Origin of the sequence: Pseudomonas sp. BC42, assembly GCF_021560055.1 — a bacterium.
Taxonomy (GTDB): Bacteria; Pseudomonadota; Gammaproteobacteria; order Pseudomonadales; family Pseudomonadaceae; genus Aquipseudomonas.
Genome location: NZ_CP091067.1, coordinates 4,488,538 through 4,506,064 on the forward strand (window position 1 = coordinate 4,488,538; position 17,527 = coordinate 4,506,064).

Below are 17,527 nucleotides of genomic sequence, written 5' to 3' on the forward strand. Positions count from 1 at the left end.
ACGGCTACGCCCCCGGGGCGCCGGCCGGTCCAGCGGGCGCCAGCGCCCTCGCCCCACCCGCCTTCACTCCCGCCTGGAGAACCGCACCATGAACTACCTGCCCCTGGTCCTGCTGTTGGGCCTCTCCCCCGCCTTCGCGGTGAACGTCGACGACGACGGCAACGATGTACCCCTGACCATCAATGGCTGCCTGATTGCCGAATCCAGCCAATGCCCGGGCGCCAACCTGCGCGGCGCCAACCTGGCCAACCAGGACCTGCGCAAGATGAACCTGGCCGGCGCCGACCTCTCCGGCGCCGACCTGCGCCATGCCCAGCTGGACCTGGCCAATTTGGAAAAAGCCCGCCTGCAAGGCGCCAACCTGACCCGCGCCAGCCTGCAACAGAGCAACCTACGGCTGGCGGACTTCAGCGACGCCAAGCTGATGGCGATCCAGGGCTGGAGCCTGTTTGCCCAGGGCGCGCAATTCGAGAATGCCAACCTCAGCGCGGCCTACCTGCAATTTGCCCGGCTGTCCGGGGCCAAGCTGCACCGGGCCAACCTGCAGGCGGCGGATCTGGAGATGGCCTGGTTGAACAAGGCCGATCTGCAAGGGGCCAATCTGAGCGAGGCCAATCTGCAGGAAGCCAAACTGGGCGAAAGCAATCTGGAACGCGCCGATTTGCGCGGGGCGCGGCAGCATTATGGGAATTTTCAGGATGCCAATATGGAGGGGTGCCAGGGGTGTCCGGGGACGTGGGATAAGTAGGGGGTTGGGGGCATAGCCGGTGCTGTGGGTGTGGCCACCTGGGGGGCGCTCTTTCAGCTAGTGGGACGGGGTACATATCCGTTGCTGCGGGTGCGGCCACTTAGGGTTTCGCTCTTACAGCGAGTGGGACGGGGTACATATCCATTTCTGCGGTCACGGCCACTTAGGGTTTCGCTCTTACAGCGAGTCACTTTGAAACCCGGAATGCCGGCCAGCCCAAAGTAACCAAAGGCTCCTGCCCCTCCACTCGGTGCCTCGCTGGGGCTCGGCATGCCCGAACTCCGGCATTGATCCGTGGGCCGCCGCAATGGGCCATCCATGGCCCAGTGCGGCTAACCCGGCATCCCTGCCGGGTTACCCACGGATCAATGCCTGCGTTCGGCCATCGTGTCTAAGGGGGCAGGAAGATCAAAAGCCAGATCAAAAACAAAATCTGAATGCGGCCTGCCGGCCAACCTGTTTCATCGCCGTTCGCATTACATGTAGCCGCTGCCGCAGGCTGCGAACGGCTCCGCAGGAGACGCTAAACCTGCCTCCCCGATATTCCTGACCTATCGCTCCGCCTGGTTTTGCGAGCGCGAGCGCTCGTTCGCAGCCTTCGGCAGCGGCTACAAGGAGCCGGCCTGCGCACCTGGGTTTTGGCGTTGACTTTTGATCTTGATCTTGATCTTCAGGCCCCTTCCCAGCCGGCCGAGCGCAGGCGTTGCGTAGGGGGCAGCTCGGCATGGATGCCGAGCTAGCCGCCACCCGGCCATGGATGGCCGGTTGGTGGCGGGCCCCCGGAGCAATGCCGGAGAGAGGGAACCCCGAGCCCCAGCGAGGGGCCCATGGAGGGGCAAGCGTTTTTGGTTCCTTTTTAGGCGTTTGTAAAAAGGGACTCGCCGTAAGGGCGAAACCATAAGTGGCCATAACCGCAGGAACGGATATGTACTCCGTCCCCCATCGCCGCAAGGGCGAAACCCTAAGTGGCCGCACCCGCAGCAACGGATATGTACTCCGTCCCCCATCGCCGTAAGGGCGAAACCCTAAGTGGCCGCACCCGCAGCAACGGATATGTACCCCGTGGCACAGCCCCCTAAAGACGAAACCACCAGCAGCCACACCCTCAGCAACGGATATACACCCCGCCCCTTCACCACAAAAAGCCCCCAACATCCCCCACCACTACCGGAAAACACCTTCAGCCAACCACTCAGGAAAGTCCCGCATACCATGCAAAACCCGCCATACATCGATGTGGTCATCGCGTTCAACGTAGAACACCAGATAGGGATAGCGCTTCAGCGGCCAGCAAAGCACCCCCGGCAGATCCAGCTCGTGGGCGTAGCGAGACATACTCGAGGCCGAATGGCGGCCGATATGTAGATAGGGCTTTTCAAAGCATCGATAAAACCGAGCGCAGCCTGCTCGGCCTGTTGGTCAAGGTAGTAGTTGATAACACCTTCCACATCCTGGCTGGCAAGGGCGCGTGGCATGACCGGCTTGGCTTTCATCTTCGCGCCTTGTGAACCCTGGCACGCAGGGATTCGAAATAGTCACCCTGCACAGCAGTGCCCGGCGCCGATTGAGCACCGGCCAACAACAGGCCACGCAGATGTTGCCGATCCTGATCCTTGCGAATCAGCTCACGCACATATTCACTGCTGGTGCTGTAGCCGCGCTGGCTGACTTGATCATCGACAAAGGACTTGAGAGCGTCCGGCAGGGAAATGTTCATGGTGCTCATGGCTTTGTCCGCCTTTGACAAATTTTGCCAAACCATACCCCCTCACCCCGCCACCCGCACCACCCCCATATCAATCCCCAAATGCACCAACTCCGCATGGGAGCTGACCTGCAGCTTGCTCTTGAGCAAGGTCAAATGGTTCGACACAGTCTTGGCGCTGATGCACAGCTGCTCGGCAATCACCCGCGCCGGGGTGCCCTTGGCCAGCATCACGAAGATCTCCAGCTCGCGCTGGGTCATGCTCTGCAAGCGCGGGTCGCTGGCGTTCTGCGCCGGGGTGCAGGCCAGTTGGGTGGCCAGGGGCTGTTCGATGTAGGCGTGTCCGGCCAGCACCCGGTGCACCGCTTCGATCAGCACCTGGGGTGCGGAGTTCTTGGTCAGGTAGCCCGAGGCACCGGCCTCCAGGGCCTGGCGCACCAGGGGCAGTTCGTCGTGCATGCTGAAAAACAGCACCCGCAGTTGCGGCAGGCGCTGGCGCAGGCGGCGGGTGGTCTCCAGGCCGCTGATGCCCGGCAGGCCGAAATCCATGATCACCAGGTTCGGCACTTCTTCGGCGACCCGGGTCAGGGCTTCTTCGCCGCTGGCCGCTTCGCGCACCTGCATCGCCGGCAATACCGCGCGCAGCAGGCTGGCGTAACCCTGGCGAACCACGGCGTGGTCATCCACCAACAAGATGTTCATCAGGCCTCCACGGGCATGTTCAGGGGCATGTTCAAGGCCAGCGCCCAACCGGCACCGGGACGGCTGAGGATGTGCAGTTCGCCCCCCAGGCTGCGGGCCCGTTCGGCCATCGAGTGCAGGCCGACGCCGGGGCGCTGGGGCTGGCGTGCGCCGCATCCGTTGTCGCGCACCAGCAGGCGCAGGCCCCGGGCGCTGCGTTGCAGGCGCACCCGCACCTGGCTGGCGCCGGCGTGCCGGGCGACGTTGGTCAGCGCCTCTTGCAGCAGACGGTAGAGGTGGGTCTTGCTGGCGTCGGGCAACGCCGGCAGGTCGGCGCCGACCCGCAATTGGCAGTCGATGCCCTGGCTGTCCTGCCATTGGCTCACCAGCAGGCCGAAGGCTTCGGCCAGCGGCAGGTGCTGCAGCACCACCGGGTACAGGTCCTGCACCAGGGCGCGAAAGCCCAGCTGCAAGCGTTCGCAATTGAGTTCCAGGGCCTGGGCCGTGTGTTCCACCACCGTGGGCTGGCCGCTGACCATGCGCAGCAGGCAGACCTGGGCGCGGATGCCCGCCAGGTATTGCCCGAGGTCGTCGTGCAGGGTCTGCGCCAGGTAGGTGCGTTCGCGCTCCTGCACCGCCAGCAGGGCCTGGGTCAGTTGCGCGTTGTCGGCGCGGGTCTGCTCCAGGGTCGCGGTCATCCGGTTGAAGTGTCCGGCCAGTTGTCGCGCTTCCGGCAGGCCGGCTTCGCGCAGGCGCACCGCCAGTTGCCCGCCGGACACCTGCTGCAAGGCCCGCAGCAAATCATCCAGCAAGCCCATGCCCCGACGTACTGCCCAGCGGATGGTCAGCAGGCTCAAAAGCAGGGCCAGGCCGCACAGGCTCAACAGCTGTTGCAGGGAATCCCAAACTTCATCGATCTCATCCCGCGCGTCCACGGCGATCAGCACCCGGCGGCCGTCGCCCAGGTCCAGTTCCCGGGCGCTGTGGCGACGGTCGCTGAACAGCTGGCGGCCAAGCCAGGCGTCCAGCCCGGCCTGCTCGGGCATGCGCGCCGCCTCGTCCGGCCCCAGCCAGTGCACCCGCACATGGCGCAGGCTCTGGGTGAGATGCGGTTGCAGGCCCGCCGGGTTGCGCTCGGCGCTGTCGCTCAAGTACTCCACCACCGCTTCGGCGGACTGCAGTTCACGCTCGACATCGGCCACCGCCTGATGCAGCAGCAAGCCGGCGCAGGCCAGGGTCACCACGGCAAAGAACGCCGTGACCCACAGGTTGATCCGCCACAGCGCCGACATGCCTAGCGCCCCGGAACCAGCGGCACCGCCAGGGGCACGACCGGGCGCGGGCCGTGCAGGCGATCGACGCCGATCAGGCTGAGGATCAGCAGCAAGGGCAGGAGCAGCACTTTGATGATGCGCATGGGCGTCGCTCTCAAGGTTCGGGCTCAGGGTTCGGGGCAGATTCAGGCCAGGATCGAGGCCGCAGGGACCATGCTAAGACCGCCGCGCCCGCGCCGGGTTACTACCTTGGTACTGCCCGGGCGCTACTTTCTGCATATTTCCCCGCCCCGACGCTGTTCCTATGCTGGCGCCACCTGCCGTGGAGCGCCCTATGCACAAGCCTGCCCCGCTTATCCCGACTTGCCTGCTGGTGCTGGCCTCGCTCCTGCTGCCCCTGAGCGCCAGCCAGGCCAACGAGGAACCCTTGCAGGTGCGCATCGGCTACCTGGGCTATCGCCCTGACCCCGGCCCGCTGCTGTCCAACATCATCCCCGAGCCCGCCGACGCCGGTCTGCAAGGCGCCCAGTTGGCGATTGTCGACAGCAACAGCACCGGGCGCTTTCTCAAGCAGCAGTTCCAGCTCGACAGCGCCAGCGTCGACAGCCCCGAGGCACTGCTGCAAGCCGCCAGGGCCCAGCACGACCAGGGCCTGCGGCTGTTCGTGGTGAATGCCCCGGCGGCCAGCCTGCGGGAGTTGTCGGCGGCCCTGCCCGACAGCCTATTGTTCAACGCCGGCAGCCCCGACGACGCCCTGCGCAGCAGCCAGTGCCTGGGCAACGTGCTGCACAGCCTGCCCGGCCGGGCGATGCTGGCCGACGCCCTGGTGCAGTTCATGGTGCTGCGCAAATGGCAGCGGGCCTTGCTCATCGTCGGCCAGACCGAAGACGACCGCGCCTACGCCGACGCCTTGCGCCGGGCCATGCAGCACTTCGGCCTGAAGATCGTCGCCGAGAAAGCCTGGAGCTTCGACAACGACCAGCGCCGCAGCGCCCAGGCCGACATGCCGCTGTTCACCCAGACCGCCGAATACGACGTGGTGCTGGTGGCCGACGAGCGCGGCGATTTCGGCGAATACCTGCCCTACCAGACCTGGTACCCGCGCCCGGTGGCCGGCACCCAGGGCCTGACCCCCACCGGCTGGCACAAGAGCGTGGAAACCTTCGGCGCCGCGCAGTTGCAAAAGCGCTTCGAAGCCCAGGCCGGGCGCTGGATGAACGACCGCGACTTCGCCGCCTGGATGGCCGTGCGCAGCGTCGCCAGCGCCGTGAGCAAACTGCGCCAGGCCGACCCGCGGGCCCTGCAGGCGCTGCTGCTCAGCGACCAGCTGCCGCTGGACGGCTTCAAGGGCCGCAAGCTCAGCTACCGGCCGTGGAACGGCGAACTGCGCCAGCCGATTCCCCTGGTGCAGCCCCGGGCCCTGGTCAGCACCTCGCCCCAGGACGGCTTCCTGCACCCCTTCAACGAAATGGACAGCCTGGGCTACGACCGCCCCGAAGTGACCTGCCGCTACCCCTGATCCGATCACCACAACAACAAGGAATCCGCCATGCGCCGCCCTCTTCTCTGCCGCTCTGCCCTTTGCGCGGCCCTGCTGCTCGCCGCCGGGCACGCCATGGCCGCCACGGCCTGGGTCTCCAACGAAAAGGACAACAGCCTGAGCCTGATCGACCTGCAGACCCTGGAAGTCACCCAGACCCTGCCGGTGGGCCAGCGCCCGCGCGGGCTGCTGCTGTCCCATGACAACAAGCTGCTGTACATCTGCGCCAGCGATTCGGACCGGGTCCAGGTGATGGACGTGGCCACCCGCAAGATCATCAAGGAGCTGCCCTCCGGCAAGGACCCCGAGCAGTTCGCCCTGCACCCCAACAACCGCTGGCTGTACGTGTCCAACGAGGACGATGCGCTGGTCACGGTGATCGACACCGAGACCGCCAAGGTCCTCGGCCAGATCAACGTCGGGGTCGAGCCCGAGGGCATGGCGGTGAGCCCTGATGGCAAGTGGGCGGTCAACACCAGCGAAACCACCAACATGCTGCACTGGATCGACACCAGCACCCAGACCCTGGCCGACAGCACCCTGGTGGACCAGCGCCCGCGCTTCGTCGAGTTCAACCAGGACGGCTCAAGGCTCTGGGCCTCGGCGGAAATCGGCGGCACCGTGACCATCCTCGACGTGGCCACGCGCCAGGTGCTCAAGACCCTGAACTTCAAGATCAAGGGCGTGCACCCGGACAAGGTGCAGCCGGTGGGCATCAAGCTCAGCGCCGACGGCAAGTACGCCTTCGTCGCCCTGGGCCCGGCCAACCACGTGGCGGTGATCGACGCCAAGACCTACGAGATCCTCGACTACCTGCTGGTGGGGCGGCGGGTCTGGCAGCTGGCATTCACCCCGGACCAGAGCCAGCTGCTGGCCACCAACGGGGTCAGCGGCGATGTCTCGGTGATCGATGTCAACAGCCTCAAGGTGCTCAAGTCGGTGAAGGTCGGGCGCTATCCCTGGGGCGTGGTGGTGACCCCATGAACGCTTTGGAGGTCAGCCAGCTGAGCTTCGCCTACGGCCCGCGCCAGGCCCTCGATCAGGTCAGCCTGAGCCTGGCTCCCGGGCGCTTTGCTGCCCTGCTGGGGCCCAACGGCGCCGGCAAGTCGACCCTGATCGCCCTGCTCACAAGGCTCTACGACCTGCAGCAGGGCGACATCCGCGTCGGCGGCTGCTCCCTGCGCAACGCCGCCCGGGCCGCCCTGCGCCAGCTCGGCGTGGTGTTCCAGCAAAGCACCCTGGACCTGGACCTGAGCGTCGAGCAGAACCTGCACTACCACGCCGCACTGCACGGTTTGTCGCGGCGCCAGGCCCAGGCGCGGATCGACGCCGAACTCGCGCGCCAGGGCCTCACCGAACGGCGTCGGGAGAGCGTGCGCGCCCTCAATGGCGGCCACCGCCGGCGGGTGGAAATCGCCCGCGCCCTGCTGCATGAACCGCGCCTGCTGCTGCTCGATGAAGCCAGCGCCGGCCTCGACCCGGCCAGCCGCCTGGCCCTCAGCCGGCACATTCGCCAGCTGTGCCAGGAACAGCGCCTGAGCGTGCTCTGGACCACCCACCTGCTGGATGAAGTGCAGGCCGACGACCAGTTGCTGATCCTGCATCAGGGGCGCCTGGTGGCCAGTGGCGTGGCCAGCGCCATCAGCCAGCAACAGGGCGGCGACCTGGGCACGGCCTTCGCCCGCCTGACCCAGAATCCCCAGCCGCGCCCGGCGCCGATCGGAGAACCGCTCGCATGAACGCCTACTGGCAGTGCCTGCGCGGCATCGTGCTGCGCGAATGGCTGCGCTTCGTGCTGCAGCGCACACGCTTTCTCAGCGCCCTGGTGCGGCCCCTGCTGTGGCTGCTGGTGTTCGCCGCCGGCTTTCGCGCGGCCCTGGGCATCGCCATCATCGAACCCTACAGCACCTACATTCCCTACGAGGTCTACATCGTCCCCGGGCTGGCCTGCATGATCCTGCTGTTCAACGGCATGCAGGGCTCGCTGTCGATGGTCTACGACCGGGAAATGGGCAGCATGCGCGTGCTGCTCACCAGCCCCCTGCCCCGGGCCTTCCTGCTGGCCAGCAAGCTGCTGGCCACCTCATTGATCTCGCTGCTGCAGGTCTACGCCTTCCTCGCCGTGGCCTGGCTGTATGGCGTGCAGCCGCCGGCCATGGGCCTGCTGGCCGCGCTGCCGGCGTTGCTGCTGGTGGCCCTGATGCTCAGCGCCCTGGGGTTGCTGCTGTCCAACGCCATCCGCCAACTGGAGAACTTTGCCGGGGTGATGAACTTCGTGATCTTCCCGCTGTTCTTCCTGTCCTCGGCGCTGTACCCGCTGTGGAAGATGCTCGAAGCCAGCCCTTGGTTGTACTGGCTGTGCGCCCTCAACCCCTTCACCCACGCCGTGGAGCTGGTGCGCTTCGCCCTGTATCAACGCCTCAACCTCCTGGCCCTGGCGGTGTGCCTGGGGCTGACCCTGGTGTTCTCCCTGCTGGCGGTACTGACCTTCAACCCGCAACACGCCGCCCTGCGCAAAAGCACCGCCTAAACATCTCCAGATAAAGAGCCTCTGTAGCTGCTGCCGAGCCTTGGGCGAGGCTGCGACAAGGGCCGCAGGCCCTTCCAGCGATGCAAAGACCGGCACATAGCTGTGAACAGAACCCGGTGGACTGTCCTGCTGGACCGCGCCAGCAGGTTTAGCGTCTCCTCCGGAGCCGTTCGCAGCCTGCGGCAGCGGCTACACGAAGCCCTGCAATCTCCGCAATCTCTACAACGCCTGTAGCCGCTGTCGAGCCTACGGCGAGGCTGCGACAAGGGCCGAAGGCCCTTCCAGCGATACAAACACCAGCACATAGCTGTGAAGAGAACCCGGCGGACTGTCCTGCTGGACCGCGTCGGCAGGTCTGGCGTCTCCTCCGTCGGAATGCCGCCCAAGCCGTTCGCAGCCTGCGGCAGCGGCTACAGACAACTACAAGAGCGTCACCCAGCCAGGACCTACGACTTTGGTACTGCTTTTGCTGTCGATGGTCGCATTCACAAATGCCCCCGCGCTGGCATGTAATGGGCGCATAACAAGAAGGACAACCCCCTTATGCCCCGTGCCCTGCAGACCCTGGCCCTGCTGTCCCTGTGCCTGACCCTGGGAATGGCCCAGGCCGAGACGCCGCTGTTTTCCGCCGACGGCTATCGCACCAGCCTCTACCGCAGCCCGACGCCCACGCAGATCGAGGTCGCGCAGATCATCGACACCCAGGGTTTGCAGGCCCTGCTCCAGGCGCAACCCAAACCCCTGCTGATCGACGTCTATCGCCGGCAATGGCTGCAAGGCCGCTTCATCGACAGCGAGCCCCACGCCAACCTGCCCGGCAGCCACTGGCTGGCCAATACCGGCGACGGCGAGCTGAGCCCCGAGTGGCAGCGCTACTTCAGCCGCTACCTGCAGCAGCTCAGCGCCGGCAACCGGCAACAACCGCTGGTCTTTTATTGCCGCGCCGATTGCTGGCTGAGCTGGAACGCGGTAAAACGCGCCGCAGCCCTGGGCTATACCTCCCTCTACTGGTATCGCGACGGCCTGGACGCCTGGGAGGCCGCCGGCTTGCCCGTGGTGGCGGCCCAGCCGGAAGCCTTTCCCTGAAGCCGCCAGCGCGCCCCCGCACAATCACAATAACGAGGTGAAAGGCCATGTATAAAATTCTGATAGCCGACGATCACCCACTGTTTCGCGAAGCCATTCACAACGTCATCAGCGACGGATTTCCCGGCAGCGAGGTGATGGAAACCGCCGACCTGGACAGCGCCCTGGCCCTGACCCAGGAGCACGACGACCTCGACCTGATCCTGCTGGACCTGAACATGCCCGGCATGCACGGCCTCAACGGCCTGATCACCCTGCGCAACGAAGCGCCGACCATTCCGGTGGTGATCGTCTCCGCCGAGCAGGACAAGCAGATCGTGCTCCAGGCCATCACCTACGGCGCCGTCGGCTTCATCACCAAATCCTCGGCGCGCTCGCAGATGACCGAGGCCATCGAACAGATCCTCAACGGCAACGTGTACCTGCCGCCGGACATCATCCGCACCCAGAAAAGCCAGCCGGGACGCCGCAGCAGCGAGACCCCGAGCTTCCCCCCGGAACTGCTCCAGGCCCTGACCCGCAAACAGCTTTTGGTGCTGGAACGCATGACCAAGGGCGAGTCCAACAAACAGATCGCCTACACCCTGGACATTGCCGAAACCACAGTGAAGGCCCACGTCTCGGCGATCCTGCGCAAGCTCAACGTGCACAACCGGGTGCAAGCGATCCTCAGTGCCGGGGATATCGATTTCGGCGCCTACCTACGCCGCTAACCCCTGTAGCCGCTGCCGAGCCTTCGGCGAGGCTGCGACAAGGGCCGAAGGCCCTTCCTGCGATTCTAAAGACCGGCGCATTCATCGCGACCAACGCCGTGGCGGTGAATCGGATAACGCGGGTTGTTCTGGTGGACCGCGTTGCCAGGGTTGGCGTCTCCTGCGGAGCCGGGCGCAGCCTGCGGCAGCGGCTACACGAAGCCTTCCGCAACCTGCAAGTCCTGTAGCCGCTGCCGAGCCTTCGGCGAGGCTGCGACAAGGGCCGAAGGCCCTTCCTGCGATTCTGAAGACCCGCGCAATCATCGCGACCAACGCCGTGGCGGTGAATCGGGTCACGCGGGGTGTTCTGGTGGACCGCGTTGCCAGGTTTGGCGTCTCCTGCGGAGCCGGGCGCAGCCTGCGGCAGCGGCTACACGGGGGGCGTCAGCAGGTGGCTGATGGCGGTCTTGAGTTTCATCGGGCGCACCGGTTTGTGCATCAGGGTGTGGCCCAGCTGCCGCAGTTGCTGTTTGAGCTCGTTGCTGTAGTTGGCGGTGATCATCATCGCCGGGATCGCCAGGGCGCGGCGGGCGTTGATTCGTGCCACGGCGTCGATGCCGTTCTGCTGGTGGTCCAGGTGGTAGTCGGCAATCAGCAGGTCGGCGTCGGCGCGGTAGTCGTCGACCTGGCGCGCCAGGTCTTCTTCGGACAAGGCGGTGATCACCTGGCAGCCCCAGCCTTCGAGCAGGGTGCGCATGCCGGCGCAGATCGCCGCGTCGTTATCCAGCACCCAGATCCGCGCGCCGTGCAAACGTTCCAGCAGGGCGTCGCCCAGCTCCGGGCGCGGCGCCGGCAAGGGCGCGCTGGCGCTGATGGGTACTTGCACGCTGAACACCGAACCGCGCCCCGGCCAGGAGCGCACGCCGATGCGGTGGCCGAGGATCCCGGCAATCTTTTCCACGATGGCCAGCCCCAGGCCCAGGCCGCGGTCCTGGTCCGGGCGCTGTTCTTCACCGCGCTTGAATTCCTGGAAGATTTCTTCCAGGCGTTCGGCGGCGATGCCCATGCCACTGTCCCAGACTTCGATCGACAGCCAGTGCCCCTGGCGCCGGCAACCGAGCACCACCCGGCCCTGGCGGGTGTAGCGGATGGCGTTGCTCAGCAGGTTGCGCAGGATTCGCGCCAGCAGCTGGATGTCGCTGCGCACCAGGGCCGAGCACGCCACGAAGTGCAGTTCCAGGCCTTCGCTGCGAGCCACCTGGGCGTACTCGGCGGCGAGGTTTTCCAACAGTTCGCTCAAGGCGAAAGGCGCGATGTCGGCCTTGATCACCCCGGCATCAAGCTTGGAGATGTCCACCAGGGTACCCAGCAGGTTCTCCACGTCTTCCAGGGAGTTGCTGACATTGCGCACCAGGGCGCTGCTGGCCTGGGGGTCGCGGCGCTCCAGCAAGGCGCTGGTGAACAGCCGCGCGGCATTCAGGGGTTGCAGCAGGTCATGGCTGACCGCGGCGAGGAACTTGGTCTTCGACAGGTTGGCCCGCTCGGCCTCGCTCTTGGCCTCGCGCAAGCGTGATTCGACCCGGCTGCGCTCTTCGATCTCGCGCAGCAGCTGCTGGTTGAGGGTGGTCAGTTCTGCGGTGCGTTCGCGCACCCGCAGCTCCAGGTTCTGGTAGGCCTGATGCAAGGCCTCGGCGGTGCGCCGGCGTTCGGTGATGTCGCGGATCAGCACGAAAATCCCCACCACTTCGCCATTGGCCAGGCGGTTGGGCACGTAGGAGCGCAGCATGTAGCGCTCCTGGTTGTTGACGTTGGTTTCGGCGAACTCGAAGGTCACGCTCTCCCCCGCCAGGGCCCGCTCCACGTAGCTTTCCAGGCGCTGGTAGTGCTGTTCGCTGTGCACCTCGCGCAGGCTCTGGCCGAGCATCACGCCCCGTGGCCAGCAGTACCACTCCTCATAGACCTTGTTGGTGAACTCATACACCAGGTCGGCATTCAGGTAGGCGATCAGCGCCGGCACATGGTCGGTGATCAGGCGAATCCAGCGCTCGCTCTCGCTCAGGGCCTCGGCGTGCTGGTAGCGCTCGGTGATGTCGGTGAAGGTGTTGACGAAACCGCCGGTGGGTAGCGGATGGGTGCGGATCTCCAGGACCCGGCCGTCGCTCAAACGTTGCTCGCACTCGTGGATCACCCGGCCATTGCCGTCGCGGCTGGCGGGGGTCAGCAGGCTCAGCTCACTGTCGCCGATGACCTCGGCAAACAAGCGGTGCGCGGCCACCGGGGCCAACCCGCTGAGCTCCAGGAAGCGCCGGTTCCACAGTTCGAGAATGCCTTCGGCGCTGACCATGGCCACGCCCTGGGACAGGTTGTCCACCGCCCGTTGCAGCAGGTGGGACTTTTGCGCCACCGCCTGCTCCCGGCGCAGGGTTTCGCTGTGCTTGACCTCGGTGATGTCGGTGAACAGGATCACCCGCCCGCCCTCCCGGGTCGGCCGTTCGCTGACCTGCAGCCAGCGGCCGTTGTGCAGGCGATACAGCGGCTGTTCGTCGGCGCCGCTGCGCGGTTCCTCGCTGAACAGCCCGGTGCTGGTCATCAGCCGGCGCACTTCCGACAGGCGCATGCCGGCCATGATCCGCACCCGGCCGTGGGTCCAGAAGGCGCGGAAGCGGCTGTTGAACAGGACGATGCGCTGCTCCTGGTCGAACAGCACGAAGGCGTCGGAAATGCTCTCGATGGCGTCGATCAGGTGCTGGTGGGCCGTCTCGGCCCGCAGCCGCGCCTCGCTGAGCAGATGGTTGCCGGCCTTGAGCTCGGCCATGGCCTGGTTCAGGGCGTCGGTGCGTTCGCGCACCTGCTCGGCCAGCACCACCGAATGCTGGAACGCCGCGTAAGGGTCGTTGCCGCGGGTGATGCCCGATTCGACCCGTTCGATCAGCGCCGCGTTGATCCGCCGCAGCTTGCGGTTCTCGCGCTGCAGGTCATCGAGCTGCGCTTGCAGCTCAGCGGCGGGCCGGAGTTCGACTGCGGGCAATGGCGACCCCGGTGAAGGTCTGGTTGATGTGCATGCCATTGAACTGTTCTCCGTAGGTGTTGAAACCCATCACCCGTTGATCCCGCAAAAAGGCCCCGATCTCATCCAGGCTGCCGCGATCCTCCAGCTCCAGGCGACGCAAAAAGCAGTCACAGCCGATGGTCAGCAACAGGCTGCCCAGGCGCTGCTGCAAACCGTCGAACAGCTGTTGCAGGTTGGGCAGCAAGGGGCCGGGGGTCATGGCGGTGAGGACGATGCCGTTCTCCACCGCGCAGTAGAAACTCAGGCTCAGGTCCGGGTGCACCTGCTGCACCGCGCGCACGTAGTAGTGCTGGTTGATGCGCACCGCCAGCGGGTGGGCGGCGAACACCCGATGGTCGAGCTGCGCCAGGGGCACGCCGATCAACCGTGCGTACTCCTCGGCGGCCGGTTCCGCGTTCAGTTCATAGACCCGGCGCGAGGCGCTGTCGGCGCCGGTGACCACCAGTTTTTCTTCCCGGGGCTGGATGTGGTGGGTGGTGAACACCTCGAAATCCAGCCAGGTGTTGACCAGCACCACCACCGCCGCGCCGCTGTGGAACTCGCCGCCGTAATACACGTGGGTGTGGGTCAGGTAGTTGTCATCGCCGGCCGAACCGCCGAAATGGGGAATGTCCCCCAGGGCTGCGCTGAGAGCGGCCAGGACCATTTCTTCGCGGCTCGACAGGCCGTCCAGCAGGGTCAGGGCGAAGCTGTTGCCCTTGATCGGCGCCAGGGTGTTGCTGCGGCAGCGGCCCACCAGGCGTTCGACCATCTGCTGGGCGTCGATCAGGCTGAAGTGTTCCATCTGGTCGATCAGCTCGGCGGCGATGGAAAAGTGCCGGTGATCGAAGCCGATGGCGGTCACGCAATTGCGCCCGTAGCCCAGGGGGGTGATTTCCCCGGCGCTGGTGCAGCCCACCAGGGGGATGCCGCCAAAGCTCTGCTGCAGGGCCGGACCCAGGGTGTGCAGGGGGTATTCGGCGGAACAGAAAAACAGCACGAAGCCCAGGTGCGGATGCAGCAACTGGCTGGCCAGGTCCTGGGCCACCTGCTGCGGATCGACGGCCTGGGACATGGCACTGACCACGCCCTCGCTCTGGGCTTGCTGCATCGTCGCCTCCGGCGCCGGTTGTCTGAGCAATGAGTGTACGAAGCCGGCCCCGGAGCACGAATGCTACTTGGGTAGCGGGTAGCCGGTTCCATGGGCGTAGGTGCTGGCTTGCGAGCGAAAGTGTCGGCCGGTTTGGTGCAAGGCTGGCGGGCCTCTTCGCCGGCAAGCCGGCTCCTACGGGGAATGCGCCAATGCGGAAAATAGGCGAGGAATGCGCGGCGCGACCTCCGTAGGAGCTGGCTTGCCAGCGAAGGCGTCATCCGGGCTGGTGCAAGGCTTGAGGGCCTCTTCGCCGGCAAGCCGGCTCCTACGGGGAATGCCCCAATGCGGAAAATAGGCGGGGAATGCGCGGCGCGACCTCCGTAGGAGCTGGCTTGCCAGCGAAGGCGTCATCCAGGCTGGTGCAAGGCTTGAGGGCCGCTTCGCCGGCAAGCCGGCTCCTACGGGACATGCGGGAGATATGGGGAATGGAGGGGGCGCCGGCCCGGGCGCGATGCGCACGCCAGGGCCGGCGCTGGGGTTACCAGGTCAGCACGGCACCCACGGCGAAGGTGTTGGTGTTTTCGTTTTGCGCATTGGTGTGATGGCCGTCGATCTCGAACTGGTTGTACTCGGCCACCAGCTTGAGGTTGTCGTTGATGTCGTGGAACAGCGCCACGCCCCGGGTCTGGTAGTCGGCGCCGCTGCCGACCACGCCGTTGCCGTCGTCCTTGGTCTTGCCGTAGGACAGCGCCAGGCGGTTCTTGCCCAGCTTGTACGAGCCCTGCAGCAGGTAGCCCTTGCTGTCCACGTTGCGCAGCGTGGCTTCGCCGGCGTTGTTGGTGAAGAACGGGTTGATGCCCTTGGCCTGGAACCCGGAACCGGTCAGGGACAGGCCGCCCATCTTGGCCTGCAGGCCATAGCCCAGGCCCTTGGACGTCACCGACTGCACGTTGGGGTCGGTGTTGTCGGAAGTCTGGTAGCTGCCGTTGAGCCAGCTGTAGAACTTGGCCCCGCCCAGGTCGAACTGGTAGGTGACCTCGCTCTCGGTGCGCGGGTTCTTCTGGTAGGCCTTGCCCAGGGCGCTGCTGTCGTTGGTGTCCACCGGGTCGAGGATGCCCACCGCCACCCGCAGGCCGTCCATCACCGGGCTGCGGTAAGTGATCTGCGACGACGGAAAGGGATAGGGATAACCGCTGCCGATGTTGCCGAACGACACCCCGCCGCCGTCCACCAGCCCCAGGCTGTCGCTGACCTGGCCGTACCCGGCAAGCATTTCATCGAGCAGGATGTTGGAGCGGGCGAACAGGCCGAAGTCCTTGCCGATCAGCACCTCGCCCCATTCCGGGTTGGCCACGGTGCCGTAGAACTGGCGCACGTCAATGGCGGTGTCGGTGCCGTTGGTTTCGCTGTCGTTGATGGTCACCCAGAACGAGGCCCGGGCGCCGAGCTTGAGGTCGTCCACCTGCTTGCCCATGTTGAAGCCCAGGTAGTTGGGCAGAAAGCCCATCTTCACCCGCGCCTGGCGGCGGTCGTACTGCTCGCCGGCGCGGTCGACCTTGCTGTTGACGTAGAAGGCGTTGATGTAGCCGTCGGTGGAAAAGGTGGTCTGGTCCTTGTCGTACAGCATGATCTCGGCTTCGGCGACAGTGCCCAGGCCAAGGGTCGACAGGCCGACGAGCAGGGCCGGAATCAGGGGGTACTGGCAGTTCTTATTGTTATGCATGGCGCGCTCCGCAAACGGGGGACGAAATGTCGGAGGCGATTATCGAAAGGGCCCCAGGGCACTGACAGGCTGCCTTGGAGGCAGATTGCCAGTGCTTTGGAGGGGCTGGCAGGGAGCGGCAAATCCGATCCACGACCGGACCGCTACCGGGCCCACTACCTGGAGTAACACCAAGGGCTCATGGCCCCGGGTGCGAAGGGATGAAGTCCTTAAGTCGTCGGCCGTTCAGTCGTCGCCCGTCTTATCGTCGCCCGCGAGCGCGCGCAACCGCGCCAGCTCGGCGGTAGCCAGGGGAATGCCGTGCTCCAGCGATTTGGCCCGGGTGCGGTAGCGCCGGTCCCCGGGCATGCGCTCCAGGCCCACGGCCTGCATCTGCCGCACCAGCTCGCCGCTGCGCTGGGCAAAATGCCCGCCGCCCAGGTGGCTGGGGTCGATGACGATCAGCAGTTGCCCGGTCCACGGCGTTTGCGCTCCCGGGTGTTGCGACCAGTCGAACTCGAAGGAGAAGTTGCCGCCAGTCAGCGCCGCCGCCAGCAGCTCCACCATCATCGACAGCGCCGAGCCCTTGTGCCCGCCAAAGGGCAGCAAGGCGCCGCCGTCGAGAATCGCTGCCGGATCGCAAGTGGGCTGGCCGTCGCGGTCCACCCCCATGCCCGGGGGCAGCTGCTGGCCCTGGCGCTTGGCGATCTGCACATCGCCGTGGGCGATGGCGCTGGTGGCCAGGTCGAAGACGATGGGCTCGGCGCCCTCGCGGGGGGCGGCGAAGGCAATCGGGTTGGTGCCGAACAGTGGGCGCTGGGCGCCATGGGGCACCACGCAGGTCATGCTGTTGACCAGGCTCAGGGCCACCAGGCCTTCTTCGGCGAAGGGCTCGACATCCGGCCACAAGGCCGCGAAGTGATGGGAATTGCGAATCGCCAGCACCGCGATCCCGGCGCTGCGGGCCTTGCTCAGCAGCAGCGCGCGGGCCGCGGCCAGGGCCGGCTGGGCAAAGCCGCCGCCGGCGTCCACCGCCACCACGCCGGGGGCCACATCCTCCACTTGCGGCACGGCCTGACCGTTGACCCAGCCACTGGCCAGGGACGACAGGTAACCGGGCATGCGGAACACCCCGTGGCTGTGGGAGCCATCGCGCTCGGCGCGGGCGCAGTTGTCGGCCAGCACCCGGGCCACCTCGGCAGAGGTGCCGTGGCGAAGAAAAATCCGTTGCAGCAAGTCGGTCAAGGCCGGCAGGTCGAGGTACTCGACATCAGCCTGCGCCACGGTCGCGTGGTTCGCGTCGGTCATTGCAGCTCCATTGGAATTGTTATTGGAAGGGGCCTGACTATCGCGTCACGCCAGTTAACTGTCAAATGTTGACTTCATGACAGAAAACCTTCATTTTCCGTTTCCAGCGGTCAATAAAA

The 17,527-nt window shown here is 66.0% G+C and carries 15 protein-coding genes and 1 pseudogene; 7 read left to right on the forward strand and 9 right to left on the reverse strand.

Going from position 1 to position 17,527, the window contains the following annotated elements; genetic code table 11:
* Positions 1 to 88: 88 nt before the first annotated feature.
* Complete coding sequence (locus L1O02_RS20035) at positions 89 to 748, forward strand: pentapeptide repeat-containing protein (RefSeq protein WP_108542702.1); 660 nt, start codon at positions 89 to 91, stop codon at positions 746 to 748.
* 1,164 nt (positions 749 to 1,912) lie between these two features.
* On the opposite strand, the pseudogene L1O02_RS20040 reads toward L1O02_RS20035, so the two are convergent.
* From L1O02_RS20040 to L1O02_RS31125, 5 genes and pseudogenes are all read right to left on the reverse strand, one after another.
* Positions 1,913 to 2,241: pseudogene (locus L1O02_RS20040) on the reverse strand (type II toxin-antitoxin system RelE/ParE family toxin).
* Positions 2,238 to 2,474, reverse strand: a complete 237-nt coding sequence (locus tag L1O02_RS20045) for a type II toxin-antitoxin system ParD family antitoxin (RefSeq protein WP_060843072.1) — start codon at positions 2,472 to 2,474, stop codon at positions 2,238 to 2,240. The pseudogene L1O02_RS20040 and the gene L1O02_RS20045 overlap by 4 nt, the downstream one beginning before the upstream one ends.
* Before the next feature lie 42 nt (positions 2,475 to 2,516).
* Positions 2,517 to 3,155, reverse strand: a complete 639-nt coding sequence (locus L1O02_RS20050; RefSeq protein ID WP_060838517.1) for a response regulator transcription factor — start codon at positions 3,153 to 3,155, stop codon at positions 2,517 to 2,519.
* On the reverse strand, positions 3,155 to 4,426 hold the full coding sequence (locus L1O02_RS20055) for a HAMP domain-containing sensor histidine kinase (protein WP_235758568.1): 1,272 nt from the start codon (positions 4,424 to 4,426) through the stop codon (positions 3,155 to 3,157). The genes L1O02_RS20050 and L1O02_RS20055 overlap by 1 nt, the downstream gene beginning before the upstream one ends.
* Positions 4,427 to 4,428: 2 nt before the next feature.
* Positions 4,429 to 4,551: a hypothetical protein gene (locus L1O02_RS31125; RefSeq protein ID WP_019092738.1), complete on the reverse strand. Its 123-nt coding sequence runs from the start codon at positions 4,549 to 4,551 to the stop codon at positions 4,429 to 4,431.
* Between the two features lie 191 nt (positions 4,552 to 4,742).
* On the opposite strand from L1O02_RS31125, the gene L1O02_RS20060 reads away from it, so the two are divergent.
* The 6 genes from L1O02_RS20060 to L1O02_RS20085 all read left to right on the forward strand — a co-directional run bounded on the left by L1O02_RS20060 (position 4,743) and on the right by L1O02_RS20085 (position 10,277).
* Positions 4,743 to 5,927: an ABC transporter substrate-binding protein gene (locus L1O02_RS20060; RefSeq protein WP_235758569.1), complete on the forward strand. Its 1,185-nt coding sequence runs from the start codon at positions 4,743 to 4,745 to the stop codon at positions 5,925 to 5,927.
* 30 nt (positions 5,928 to 5,957) lie between these two features.
* Entirely contained in the window at positions 5,958 to 6,932 is a 975-nt protein-coding gene (locus tag L1O02_RS20065) for a YVTN family beta-propeller repeat protein (RefSeq protein WP_060838514.1), read from the forward strand.
* Positions 6,929 to 7,687, forward strand: a complete 759-nt coding sequence (locus tag L1O02_RS20070) for an ABC transporter ATP-binding protein (RefSeq protein WP_235758570.1) — start codon at positions 6,929 to 6,931, stop codon at positions 7,685 to 7,687. Before L1O02_RS20065 ends, L1O02_RS20070 begins: the two co-directional genes overlap by 4 nt.
* Positions 7,684 to 8,478, forward strand: a complete 795-nt coding sequence (locus tag L1O02_RS20075; protein ID WP_060838512.1) for an ABC transporter permease — start codon at positions 7,684 to 7,686, stop codon at positions 8,476 to 8,478. The genes L1O02_RS20070 and L1O02_RS20075 overlap by 4 nt, the downstream gene beginning before the upstream one ends.
* Before the next feature lie 543 nt (positions 8,479 to 9,021).
* A complete protein-coding gene (locus tag L1O02_RS20080) occupies positions 9,022 to 9,564 on the forward strand; it encodes a PQQ-dependent catabolism-associated CXXCW motif protein (protein ID WP_235758571.1) in 543 nt (180 codons plus the stop codon).
* 47 nt (positions 9,565 to 9,611) lie between these two features.
* Positions 9,612 to 10,277, forward strand: coding sequence for a response regulator transcription factor (locus L1O02_RS20085; protein ID WP_011060504.1), 666 nt, complete (start codon positions 9,612 to 9,614; stop codon positions 10,275 to 10,277).
* Between the two features lie 409 nt (positions 10,278 to 10,686).
* Here L1O02_RS20085 and nahK read toward each other — a convergent pair whose 3' ends face one another.
* From nahK to L1O02_RS20105, 4 genes are all read right to left on the reverse strand, one after another.
* Positions 10,687 to 13,323, reverse strand: coding sequence for a hybrid sensor histidine kinase/response regulator NahK/ErcS' (nahK, locus tag L1O02_RS20090; RefSeq protein ID WP_235758572.1), 2,637 nt, complete (start codon positions 13,321 to 13,323; stop codon positions 10,687 to 10,689).
* Positions 13,253 to 14,416, reverse strand: a complete 1,164-nt coding sequence (nosP, locus tag L1O02_RS20095) for a nitric oxide-sensing protein NosP (protein ID WP_060838509.1) — start codon at positions 14,414 to 14,416, stop codon at positions 13,253 to 13,255. The genes nahK and nosP overlap by 71 nt, the downstream gene beginning before the upstream one ends.
* 520 nt (positions 14,417 to 14,936) lie before the next feature.
* Positions 14,937 to 16,121 carry a porin gene (locus L1O02_RS20100; protein ID WP_235758573.1) on the reverse strand — a complete coding sequence of 395 codons (1,185 nt, stop codon included), beginning with the start codon at positions 16,119 to 16,121 and terminating at the stop codon, positions 14,937 to 14,939.
* Positions 16,122 to 16,346: 225 nt separating this feature from the next.
* The gene (locus L1O02_RS20105; protein WP_235758574.1) at positions 16,347 to 17,408 is read right to left on the reverse strand and encodes an Ldh family oxidoreductase; all 1,062 of its coding nucleotides are present in this window, start codon (positions 17,406 to 17,408) and stop codon (positions 16,347 to 16,349) included.
* Positions 17,409 to 17,527 lie beyond the last annotated feature (119 nt).

Bases quoted from the DNA above. Each gene is read 5' to 3' on its own strand.
- L1O02_RS20035 (WP_108542702.1), top strand. From the start codon at position 89: ATGAACTACCTGCCCCTGGTCCTGCTGTTGGGCCTCTCCCCCGCCTTC.
- L1O02_RS20045 (WP_060843072.1), bottom strand. From the start codon at position 2,474: ATGAGCACCATGAACATTTCCCTGCCGGACGCTCTCAAGTCCTTTGTC.
- L1O02_RS20050 (WP_060838517.1), bottom strand. From the start codon at position 3,155: ATGAACATCTTGTTGGTGGATGACCACGCCGTGGTTCGCCAGGGTTAC.
- L1O02_RS20055 (WP_235758568.1), bottom strand. From the start codon at position 4,426: ATGTCGGCGCTGTGGCGGATCAACCTGTGGGTCACGGCGTTCTTTGCC.
- L1O02_RS31125 (WP_019092738.1), bottom strand. From the start codon at position 4,551: ATGCGCATCATCAAAGTGCTGCTCCTGCCCTTGCTGCTGATCCTCAGC.
- L1O02_RS20060 (WP_235758569.1), top strand. From the start codon at position 4,743: ATGCACAAGCCTGCCCCGCTTATCCCGACTTGCCTGCTGGTGCTGGCC.
- L1O02_RS20065 (WP_060838514.1), top strand. From the start codon at position 5,958: ATGCGCCGCCCTCTTCTCTGCCGCTCTGCCCTTTGCGCGGCCCTGCTG.
- L1O02_RS20070 (WP_235758570.1), top strand. From the start codon at position 6,929: ATGAACGCTTTGGAGGTCAGCCAGCTGAGCTTCGCCTACGGCCCGCGC.
- L1O02_RS20075 (WP_060838512.1), top strand. From the start codon at position 7,684: ATGAACGCCTACTGGCAGTGCCTGCGCGGCATCGTGCTGCGCGAATGG.
- L1O02_RS20080 (WP_235758571.1), top strand. From the start codon at position 9,022: ATGCCCCGTGCCCTGCAGACCCTGGCCCTGCTGTCCCTGTGCCTGACC.
- L1O02_RS20085 (WP_011060504.1), top strand. From the start codon at position 9,612: ATGTATAAAATTCTGATAGCCGACGATCACCCACTGTTTCGCGAAGCC.
- nahK (WP_235758572.1), bottom strand. From the start codon at position 13,323: ATGGCATGCACATCAACCAGACCTTCACCGGGGTCGCCATTGCCCGCA.
- nosP (WP_060838509.1), bottom strand. From the start codon at position 14,416: ATGCAGCAAGCCCAGAGCGAGGGCGTGGTCAGTGCCATGTCCCAGGCC.
- L1O02_RS20100 (WP_235758573.1), bottom strand. From the start codon at position 16,121: ATGCATAACAATAAGAACTGCCAGTACCCCCTGATTCCGGCCCTGCTC.
- L1O02_RS20105 (WP_235758574.1), bottom strand. From the start codon at position 17,408: ATGACCGACGCGAACCACGCGACCGTGGCGCAGGCTGATGTCGAGTAC.